Here is an 8,784-nt window from a genome sequence, read left to right as displayed (position 1 = left end):
TGTCGCGCTGAGTATCGCGCTGCTTGCGGCCGCCGCTCTCGCCCTGGGCCTTGTCGGCCTGCGCGGCCTTCTGGCCCTTGCGGCTGTCGCGGCCGGATGCGGCGTCCTTCTGTTCGGCGCCGCGCTGTTCGGCGGCACGATCGCTCTGCTTGTCGGCCTGCTTGTCGCTGCCACGGCCCTGGCCGCGCTTGGCCTCGTCGCGACGACCGCCCTTGCCGCCACGGCGGTTGCCGCGGCCTTCACCGCGACTGTCGGCGCGACCGTCGCCACGATTGTCGTTGCGATTGCCGGCACGCTCGCCACGGGCCTGCTTGGTGGAGGCCTCGCTCCTGGCCGGCTTCTCGGCCTCGACCGCACCGCTGCCACGGAAGAAGCGCAGGATGCGCTCGACCATGCCGACGGAGTGGGTCGGCGCCTGCACCACCGGCGCCGGCGCGACCGGTGCCGGCTCGGCCTCGCGCGGCTCGCGCTGCGGGGCGGGGCGGTTGGGCTTGACCTTGGTCACCGCCGGTGCCGGCGGGACGTTCAGATGGGCCTTGGTCAGCGCATGGGTGGGCAGCTTGCGCGGCGTGCCGCGACGGTAGCTGGGCTTGTTGGACTCCTCGTCCAGCTCGTTCTCGCGAATGCGGGTGACTTCGAAATGCGGGGTGTGCAGCTGCTCGTCGGCGACGATCACCACCGGCGCATCGTGGCGCTGCTCGATCTCGATCAGGGCACGGCGCTTCTCGTTGAGCAAGAAGGTCGCGATCTCGGTCGGCGCCTGCACCAGCACCTGGCCGGTGTTGTCCTTCATCGCGTGCTCTTCGGCCAGGCGCAGGATCGACAGCGACAGCGACTCGACGCTGCGCATGCGGCCATGGCCCTCGCAACGCGGGCAGACGATCTGGCTGGACTCGCCCAGGCTCGGACGCAGACGCTGGCGGCTCATCTCCAGCAGACCGAAGCGCGAGATGCGGCCGACCTGGACGCGCGCGCGGTCCTGCTTGAGCGCCTGCGCCAGCCGGTTCTCGACGTCACGCTGGTGGCGGTTGCTGGACATGTCGATGAAGTCGATCACCACCAGGCCGCCGAGATCGCGCAGGCGCATCTGGCGGGCGACTTCCTCGGCCGCTTCCAGGTTGGTGTTGAACGCGGTCTCCTCGATGTCGCCGCCCTTGGTCGCGCGCGCGGAGTTGACGTCGATCGCGGTCAGCGCCTCGGTCTGATCGATCACCAGCGCGCCGCCGGACGGCAGCCGCACTTCGCGCTCATAGGCGCTCTCGATCTGCGACTCGATCTGGAAACGGTTGAACAGCGGCGTGTCGTCGGTGTAGTGCTTGAGCTTGCGCAGGTTGTGCGGCATCACCTGCTCGACGAACTCGCGCGCCTCGGCGTACATCTCGTCGGTGTCGACCAGGATCTCGCCGATGTCCGGGCGCATGTAGTCGCGCAGGGCGCGGATGATCAGGCGCGATTCCTGGTAGATCAGGAACGGCGAGGGCTTGGCCAGGGCGGCGTCGGTGATCGCCTTCCAGACGCTGGTCAGGTAGTCCAGGTCCCACTGCAGTTCCTCGGCATCGCGGCCGACACCGGCGGTGCGGATGATCACGCCCATGTCCGGCGGGATCTGCAACGCGTCCATCGCCTTCTTCAGCTCGGCGCGGTCGTCGCCCTCGATCCGGCGCGAGACGCCGCCGGCGCTGGGCGAGTTCGGCATCAGCACCATGTAGCGGCCGGCCAGCGAGATGAAGGTGGTCAGGGCGGCGCCCTTGTTGCCGCGCTCCTCCTTGTCGACCTGGACCACGACTTCCTGGCCTTCGCGCAGCAGCTCGCGCAGGCCGGCCTTGTTGTGGTCGACGCCCGACTGGAAGTAATCGCGGGAGATTTCCTTCAGCGGCAGGAAACCATGGCGCTCAGCGCCGTAGTCGACAAAGGCGGCTTCGAGGGAGGGCTCGAGGCGGGTGATCTTGCCCTTGTAGATGTTGGACTTCTTCTGTTCCTTGGACGGCTGTTCGATGTCGATGTCGTACAGGTTCTGGCCGTCCACGATCGCGACACGCAGCTCTTCGGCCTGCGTTGCGTTGATCAGCATTCGCTTCATTGTTCACGTCCTCGCGCGCTTCATCCCGCCCGAGGGCAGGCCGCGCGGAACGCCGTGGCGTTTCGCCTCTGGACACTTCGTCCGAGCCGTCGCCATGCCCGGAGGCAGGCGCCGGCAAGGTTTCAATTTCCAGCGCTACGACACCACGGCACGCCGCGGGAGCGCTTTGGTTGTTGCTTTCCGGTTGGAGTCCCGGCGACACGCGCACCTGGGTGCGCACGCCCCCGGGACGGGGACCTCGCGGCAGCTCCGGTCGGGGGTGACCCTCACGCCGCACAGGTGTGTTCATTTCTCGCTGCAGACGGTTTGACCCGCCGGACGAGGCCAGGTTCCGCCGTCCGCCCTTGCTAACATGGCGCCACGGATCGTTGACGATCGTTTCGTGGACACCGTCGCACGCGGACCGGATCCGCAGGAACGCCGATGCCACGGAGCGCCCCCTGTAGCGGTGATCTGTACCCGGGATGCGCCAGAGGGTGTCTGCCGGGATGGCCGGGCAGCGACTTCCTGCGAAATCAAAACCTTAGCTCGCGTCGCGAGTGTATCAGATAAGCCTTCCCAAATGCCCCGTTCAGATTCCTCAGATCGTTCATCCCGTTCCGATACCGCCACCCCGGAGCCTTCCCGTGGCGGCGCCCGCCTGGTGCGGGTGCCCGACGACCGCGATGGCCAGCGGCTCGACAACTTCCTTTCCGGCCAGCTCAAGGGCGTTCCCAAGTCCTTGATCTACAAGATCGTGCGCTCCGGCCAGGTGCGGGTGAACGGCGGCCGGGCCAAGGCCGAGCGCAAGCTCGCCGGCGGCGACGAGGTGCGGATTCCACCGGTCCGCGTGGCTGAACCGGGCCAGGCCACGACCCCGGCCAAGGGCCTGCTGGAGGCGATGGAAGCATCGATCGTGTTCGAGGACGCCCGCCTGCTGGCGATCAGCAAGCCGTCCGGGATCGCCAGCCATGGCGGCAGCGGCATCAGCCATGGCGCGATCGAGACCCTGCGCGCACTGCGGCCGGGCCAATCGCTGGAACTGGTGCACCGGCTCGACCGCGACACCTCGGGCCTGCTGGTGGTGGCCAAGAAGCGCTCGGCGCTGACCGAGCTGCAGGCACTGATGCGCGAGGACGCCTCGGTGAGGGGACGGGGCATCCATAAACGTTATCTGACCCTGCTGGTCGGGCGGATGCCCGACGGGGTGATGAGCGTGGATGCGCCACTGCACGTCGGCCTGCGCCAGGGCGGCGAGCGCCACGTGCAGGTGAACCCGCAAGGCAAACCCTCGCTGAGCCATTTCAGCGTGATCGAACGCCGTGGCGGGCAGTCCTACTGCGAGGTCCGGATCGAGACCGGACGCACCCACCAGATCCGCGTGCATGCCCAGCACATCGGCCATCCGGTCGCCGGCGACCCCAAGTACGGCGACGAGGCGGCCAACCGCCGCCTGCGCGAACAGGCGGGACTGAAACGGATGTTCCTGCACGCCTCGACCCTGGAGTTCAGCCTCGACGACGGCCGCACGCCGTACCTGCTGAACGCGCCGCTGCCGCCCGAACTGGCCGCCGTCCTCGATCGGTTGGGGTGAGAGCCGGCGTTTGCGAGCCACTGGCTCGCGCCGGCTCGAACGCCCGAGCGCTGTGCGCGAGGGCCGGGGCAGGCGTTTTTCGTAGGAGCGGCGCAAGCCGCGATGAGGCTTTCATGGGAAGGCCTGGTCGCAGCTTACGCAGCTCCTACAGGAGCGGTGTGGTGGCTTTGTCTCGTGGCAATCCCCAAAGTTTGCTGCGCAAACCTTGGGCCCCGCCGTTGCGCCTCCACACCCCCATTCGCGCTGCGTGCGAATCGCACCCTGACTCAGGGGGGAACGATATCCGGCTTCGCCCGGATATCTCCCAAAGTTTGCTGCGCAAACCTTGGGCCTCGCCGTTGCGCCTCCACACCCCCATTCGCATCTGCGATGCGAATCGCCCCCTGACTCAGGGGGCGGGGCAAACGCCGCCGCTCCTGCGGGAGCTGACGGTGAGTCCCCGGAACGCCCGTTCAGTTGGTTCCGCACTCCAGAAAATGTGAAGCAGGTCCTGATTTCCCCAGGATTGGCGATATGTGTTGAGAAGACGCCATCCGCGCCAGGGACGCCGATCCACACCGGCAGGGCACGACTTTCCGGCATGGACCGGATGGCCGATGCCGCGACACCCGCAGTGGGGACATATCAGTGATCCAGGGAAAACGAGGCCGTGCCGTCGCCGTGACGATCGCGCTGGCGACAGCGGCGGGCCTGCCGGCCATCGCCCACGCCGACCAGTGGATGACCAATGCGACGGGGACGGCCCAGAACAACGGTCAGCAGATCGACATCACCTTCGGCAACGGGGTGACCGCGTTCTATCGGCAGACCGCCAACTTCAATGTCACCGGTTGCGGCCCGGGCAACGCGATCGCCAATGGCATAGCCACGCGGCTGTCGGGCACCAACGTGAATGCATACATCGAGCCCAATCCGCCGGCCGGTTCCGCGCGCGTGGGGCAATGCCTGCGGTCCGGCATCGGCCGGGTCGATCATCGCTTCCGCTTCAACAAACCGGTCATCGACCCGACCCTGCATCTCGTCAACCTCGACGCCAGCGACTACATCGTCAACGGCAGCACGATCAGTGGCGGCGCGATCACCCCGCAGGTGCGGGCGAACAACAACGTCATGCAGTGGAGTGGGGCGACGCTACCGCGGACCTTCAACACTGCAACGGTCAACGCCGTCAACGCGGGTTGCCAGGCCAACAACGGCACCAATCCACGCGGGCGTTGCGGCAGCTTCCGGCTCAACGGCGTCGACCCGATCGTGACCTGGACCGCGGCCAATCGGCCACAATCGATCGATAGTGCCGATGGCTGGGCATGGTCGGTGTCGTTCCAGCTGGCGAGGCTGACCAAGGCCTTCGCACCGGCGGTCATCGCACCCGGTGGGGTCAGCACGTTGACCTTCACCATCGACAATACCAACGCGACCAATGGCACCAACCCGGCGACTGCGACGGCACTGACGCCGCTGGACTTCACCGATCTATTGCCGACGGGCTTGACCGTTGCCAATTCGAACGTCAGCAGCACCTGTCCGAACGCGACCTTCCGCGATGCGTCCGGCGGTGCCCTGGGGGCCGGCGATACCGGCCTCCGGGTAACCGGCTTCCGCGTCGGAGTCGATGCCACCTGCACGCTGACGGTCAACGTGACCGCCAACGCTCCGGGTGTTTACCTCAACAACACCGGCAACATGACCAGCAGCATCGGCAACCTGGTGCTGGCGCCGAACGCGACCCTGACCGTGCCGAACACGATCGTGCGCCTGCGCAAGGCACTGCCGGACGGGCGGGCGATCGCGAGCGACCAGTTCACCCTGTCGATCGCCGGGACCGGCGGTCCGGCCATCGCAACCACCACTGGCAGCACCAACGCGCCGGTGGAGACCGCAGTGATCGACCCGGCCACGGCCGGCGACACCTACAGCCTGTCCGAGACCGGCGCCGCCGGTGCCGACCTGGGCAACTACGTGACCGGATACGCGTGCACCAACGCACTGGCCGGCGGGCAGGCGCCATCGGGCACCGGCACCAGTTTCGACATCACCGCCGCGCTCGGCGATGACCTGACCTGCACCTTCAGTAACCGGCGCCGGCAGGCGGACCTGACGATCAGCAAGACCAACACGCCCGCCGCCGGTCCCGACGACCAGGCGGGCGACACCCTGGTGGCCGGCACCACGACCACCTACACCCTGGCGGTGACCAACAACGGACCGGATGCGGTCGATGGTGCGGTCGTTACCGACACGCCGGTCGCGGGCCTGAACTGCCCCGCGGGCAACGCGGTGACCATCACCGGCGCCGGCGTGCCGGCCGGCAGCTTCACCGTCGCCGATCTCACCGGCGCAGGCATCGCCCTGGGTGCGCTGGCGGTCGGCGAAACCGCCGTGCTGAGTTTCAACTGCAATGTCTTGTGATCGAGGAGGCCGCGACGTGGGCAGGCATGATGCGTCGTTCAACAAGTTCGGACTGGGCGCCGGTCGAGGCGGCCTGAGGTCGGCGGCATTGGCGTTTCGCGTCGCCGCGATCGCGCTGTCGGTGGCGCTGGCGGTTCCGTACATCCTGCCCGCCGGGGCGTGGGCGGCCACGGTCGGCGGTTGAGGCGAAGCCGCGGATGGCAGGCTCGGCGTGCGCCGGGGCCTGGCGCGCGGTCCTCCATGCAGCGACGGTTATAGCGGCGGTGCGGTGTGGGGCGGGGCGGCGGCGAGCCGCGGCCTTGAGCGGCCTTGATCAGAGCTGGTCGGGCTCGCTCTGCTCGCGCTGCAGGCAGAGTTCGGACTCCTGCGGCGGGGTGAAATTCATCGGCACCTGGATGGTCTGCGAAACCGGCTTGCCGTGGCGGGTCGCCGGCTTGAACTCCCAGGCGCGCACACCGGCGTCGGCGGCGCGGTCGAGCTCGGGAACGCCGCTGCTGCCGGTAATGGTGACCGCCGTCGGCCGCCCTTCCGGCCCCACCACCACCTGCATCACCACCTTGCCGCCGATGTCCGAGCAGGCCAGTTCCAGCGGATAGTCGGGAGGCGGCGTGTGGATCGCGGCGATCTCGGTCGAGGGAATCTCGGGTTCGGGCACCGGCGCCCGGCAACCGCTCACCGCGAGCGCGGCGACCGATATCAGCAGCAGGGGGCTTTGACGATTCATGGGAGGCTCCCGCCGCGGATTCGCGGCATGTGGACTCAGTCGGCCAGGGCGTCGGCCTTGGCGGCGCAGATGAAATCGTTCTCGCTCAGGCCTCCGACATCGTGGGTCGAGAAGCGCACCACGCAGCGGTCGTAGTGCACGCCCAGATCGGGATGATGATCTTCGCGATGGGCGACGAAGGCCAGCGCATTCACGAACGCCATCGTCTGATGGTAGTTGTCGAAAGTAAAAGTCTTGCTAAGCGCATGCCCGTCCTCGACCCGTTCCCAACCGCTCAGCTGCGGCATCAGTTCGCGGATGCTGGCTTCATTGAGACGGTGCTCCTTGCCCCGACGCGGGATGCAGTGGGCCTGGGCGAGCGGGATGAGGTCGTTCATGGCGGGAATCCTGGCGAGCGGTTCGTGGCGCCGGACGGCCGCGTCCGGATGAACGAACCATGTGTATGAAGCAGACGGGCGGCTTCGATGCCGCCGCACCCGATTTACCCCGTTAGAATAGCCCCATGATCCAGATTTCAGAATCCGCCCAGGTCCACTTCCGCAAGCTGATCGATCGCGAGGCGATTCCAGGCCTTGGCGTGCGCCTGTCGGCGGTTCGTCCCGGCACGCCCGGCGCGGACGTCCGCCTGGAGTTCGCCGAGCCCGGCGAACTCAACGGCGACGAGTGGGCGATCGACTGCGAGGGCTTCACGCTCTGGCTCGACGGCGCGAGCACGCAGTATCTCGATGGCGCGGAAATCGACTACGAAGCGCGCGCCACCGGCGGCCAGCTGCAGATTCGCGCACCGAGGATCAAGGGCGAGGCGCCGGCCGAAAGCGCCTCGCTGGTCGAGCGGGTGCGCTGGGTGGTCGAGCAGGAAATCAATCCGCAGCTGGCGCAGCACCGTGGACACGTGTCGGTCGAGCAGGTCACCGCCGAAGGCGAGGTCTACCTGCGCTTCGGTGGCGGTTGCCATGGCTGTGGCATGGTCGATGTCACCCTCAAGCAGGGCATCGAGAAGACCCTGATGGGCAAGGTGCAGGGCGTGACCGCGGTACGCGACGCGACCGATCACGACAGCGGCACCGCCCCCTACATCCGCCGCGACTCTGCGGCCTGACCGGACAGGCCCTCGCGCCGCATGTTCTCGGCCTCCGACCTGGTCCAGGCCGTCCAGCGCCGACTGCGGCTGAGCCAACGCCGATCGCATCCGCCTGGCGAGTTCCCGCCGGGTTGGGAGTCATGGTTCGCACAGATGCGCGAGCGGGTCGACGCGGTCACCGGCGCCAGTGCGGATTCGGTCCTGGCGGTGCTGCTGGCGCGGCCGCCGGCAAGGCCATTGCCGCAACCGATCGGCGCGATGAACCAGTGGCAGGTGTTCGCATCGGTCTGGCGCCAGCATTGGCACCCGCCCGAGCCGCAGGAGCGTGGGCTGCGCTGGCTGGCCGGCATCCTGTCCGCGGTGATCCACCTCCTGCTCGGGATCGCGTTGCTGTGGCTGCTGTTTGCCGCGCCCCGGTTCGCCGCCGCGCCACCGGAGGGTGAGACCGTGGTCCAGGTCGAGTACATCGGCCAGGGCACACCGGAGGAGGTCGGCGGCGGTCCCGCCCCGCCGGCCCCGACCGAACCCGAAACGGCCGAGACTCCGGTCGCCGCACCGGCCCAGACGCCGGCGCCGAGCGACCCTGAGCCGACGCCGCGGACATCGCCGGCGGCCACCGTGCCGCAGATCGATGTCGCGATCGAATCCCCTTCCTTGCAGGCGCCACCACCGCCGATGCCTAGTCGCGAGGTGCCGGAGCCCACGACCGTCGAAACGCCATCGGCGGCCGAGCAGCGCCTCACCGTCAGCGAACCGGCCGCCGATACGTCCGCGGTGTTCCTGCTGCCGCCGCCCACGCCCCGGGTCCAGGCACAGCCGACGCCGGCACCGGAGCTCGACGCCGTCCAACCGGTGGTGCGGACGCGCGAGATTCCGGCACCGGCGCAGGCGCCGTCGCGCCCATCGCTGGAGATCCG

Annotated in this window: 7 protein-coding genes and 1 pseudogene; 5 read left to right on the top strand and 3 right to left on the bottom strand. The window is 68.4% G+C overall.

Annotated features, from left to right (window positions below; all coding sequences use genetic code 11):
- A partial coding sequence (locus FKV24_RS09565; RefSeq protein WP_141482218.1) for an Rne/Rng family ribonuclease occupies nt 1–2,071 on the bottom strand: 2,071 nt, incomplete at its 3' end.
- Between the two features lie 571 nt (nt 2,072–2,642).
- Here FKV24_RS09565 and FKV24_RS09560 point away from each other — a divergent pair.
- The 3 genes from FKV24_RS09560 to FKV24_RS19270 all read left to right on the top strand — a co-directional run bounded on the left by FKV24_RS09560 (nt 2,643) and on the right by FKV24_RS19270 (nt 6,246).
- On the top strand, nt 2,643–3,653 hold the full coding sequence (locus tag FKV24_RS09560; protein ID WP_141482217.1) for an RluA family pseudouridine synthase: 1,011 nt from the start codon (nt 2,643–2,645) through the stop codon (nt 3,651–3,653).
- Nucleotides 3,654–4,313: 660 nt separating this feature from the next.
- The gene (locus FKV24_RS09555; protein ID WP_141482216.1) at nt 4,314–6,062 is read left to right on the top strand and encodes a DUF7933 domain-containing protein; all 1,749 of its coding nucleotides are present in this window, start codon (nt 4,314–4,316) and stop codon (nt 6,060–6,062) included.
- 16 nt (nt 6,063–6,078) lie between these two features.
- The gene (locus tag FKV24_RS19270; RefSeq protein ID WP_170288269.1) at nt 6,079–6,246 is read left to right on the top strand and encodes a hypothetical protein; all 168 of its coding nucleotides are present in this window, start codon (nt 6,079–6,081) and stop codon (nt 6,244–6,246) included.
- A gap of 129 nt (nt 6,247–6,375) precedes the next feature.
- Here FKV24_RS19270 and FKV24_RS09550 read toward each other — a convergent pair whose 3' ends face one another.
- The gene (locus tag FKV24_RS09550) at nt 6,376–6,786 is read right to left on the bottom strand and encodes an energy transducer TonB (RefSeq protein WP_141482215.1); all 411 of its coding nucleotides are present in this window, start codon (nt 6,784–6,786) and stop codon (nt 6,376–6,378) included.
- Between the two features lie 35 nt (nt 6,787–6,821).
- On the bottom strand, nt 6,822–7,163 hold the full coding sequence (locus FKV24_RS09545; RefSeq protein ID WP_111266461.1) for a 4a-hydroxytetrahydrobiopterin dehydratase: 342 nt from the start codon (nt 7,161–7,163) through the stop codon (nt 6,822–6,824).
- 125 nt (nt 7,164–7,288) lie between these two features.
- Here FKV24_RS09545 and FKV24_RS09540 point away from each other — a divergent pair, with 125 nt between their 5' ends.
- Nucleotides 7,289–7,885 carry an NfuA family Fe-S biogenesis protein gene (locus FKV24_RS09540; protein WP_141482214.1) on the top strand — a complete coding sequence of 199 codons (597 nt, stop codon included), beginning with the start codon at nt 7,289–7,291 and terminating at the stop codon, nt 7,883–7,885.
- A gap of 21 nt (nt 7,886–7,906) precedes the next feature.
- A pseudogene (locus FKV24_RS09535) lies at nt 7,907–8,784 on the top strand (hypothetical protein); the annotation flags it as partial.

This window comes from Marilutibacter maris, assembly GCF_006546735.2.
Taxonomy (GTDB): domain Bacteria; phylum Pseudomonadota; class Gammaproteobacteria; order Xanthomonadales; family Xanthomonadaceae; genus Marilutibacter; species Marilutibacter maris.
This window is presented reverse-complemented; position numbering and strand designations above follow the sequence as displayed.

Bases quoted from the DNA above. Each gene is read 5' to 3' on its own strand.
- FKV24_RS09545 (WP_111266461.1), bottom strand. From the start codon at position 7,163: ATGAACGACCTCATCCCGCTCGCCCAGGCCCACTGCATCCCGCGTCGG.
- FKV24_RS09540 (WP_141482214.1), top strand. From the start codon at position 7,289: ATGATCCAGATTTCAGAATCCGCCCAGGTCCACTTCCGCAAGCTGATC.
- FKV24_RS09550 (WP_141482215.1), bottom strand. From the start codon at position 6,786: ATGAATCGTCAAAGCCCCCTGCTGCTGATATCGGTCGCCGCGCTCGCG.
- FKV24_RS09560 (WP_141482217.1), top strand. From the start codon at position 2,643: ATGCCCCGTTCAGATTCCTCAGATCGTTCATCCCGTTCCGATACCGCC.